Source organism: Streptomyces sp. WAC04114 (genome assembly GCF_019733245.1).
Taxonomy (GTDB): domain Bacteria; phylum Actinomycetota; class Actinomycetes; order Streptomycetales; family Streptomycetaceae; genus Streptomyces; species Streptomyces massasporeus_A.
In genome coordinates this window covers 1-620 of record NZ_JAIGQA010000424.1, presented here as the reverse complement: position 1 = coordinate 620, position 620 = coordinate 1, and the positions used below count along the sequence as shown (strand labels likewise).

The following is a 620-nucleotide window of genomic DNA, read 5'->3' as shown; positions in this document are numbered from 1 at the left end:
CGCCTGACCTCTCGGGCCGGGATGCGGGCATCGGACACCTCCTGTAGGCGAGGCAGGGTGAGGGAAGTTCGGGCGCGGGGGTCAGCGCGGTGCGCTCACCCCCGCGTGGATCGATCAGCTGCGGCGACGGGGCGGACCGGCAGGCCTCGTGGCCCTGCGAATGGGGCGCGGGGCCGTGGGCGGCGGCGGTGCCGGCGGGTCATCGCCCTTCCTGGGCATGGGCGGGAGGTTCAGCACGGGCGTGGAGATGGACGCCGGGTCCGCTGCGGGACCGGTCGATGAGGAACCGGACCCCGAAGGTGCCGGGGCTGCGCCGGGGACCGGGGGAGCGGTGGCGGCTGCGCGTGTGCCGGGAGGGCTGGACGGCCGGGTCGCGCCTGCCATCGGCTGAGCCATCCCGAGCTGGGCGTTGGCTGCATGACGGCCGACGAACCGCGCGGCGGTCTGCACATTCCGGCGGTACTCGTTGCCGAAGGCGCGGGCGCCGTCGACCTTGGCGGTGACCCGGGCACCAGCCCGGTTCTTCGCCGCGGTCAGCTGCCCCTTGATCGCGTTGGTCCGGGCGGCGGCGGCAGTGCCGCCCCGCTTGGCGGCGGCGATTCCACGGGGAATCCCGACGG

Annotated in this window: 1 protein-coding gene; it reads left to right on the top strand. The window is 75.5% G+C overall.

Annotated features, from left to right (window positions below; all coding sequences use genetic code 11):
* Positions 1-417 precede the first annotated feature (417 nt).
* A partial coding sequence (locus tag K4G64_RS39595) for a hypothetical protein (protein WP_221760661.1) occupies positions 418-620 on the top strand: 203 nt, incomplete at its 3' end.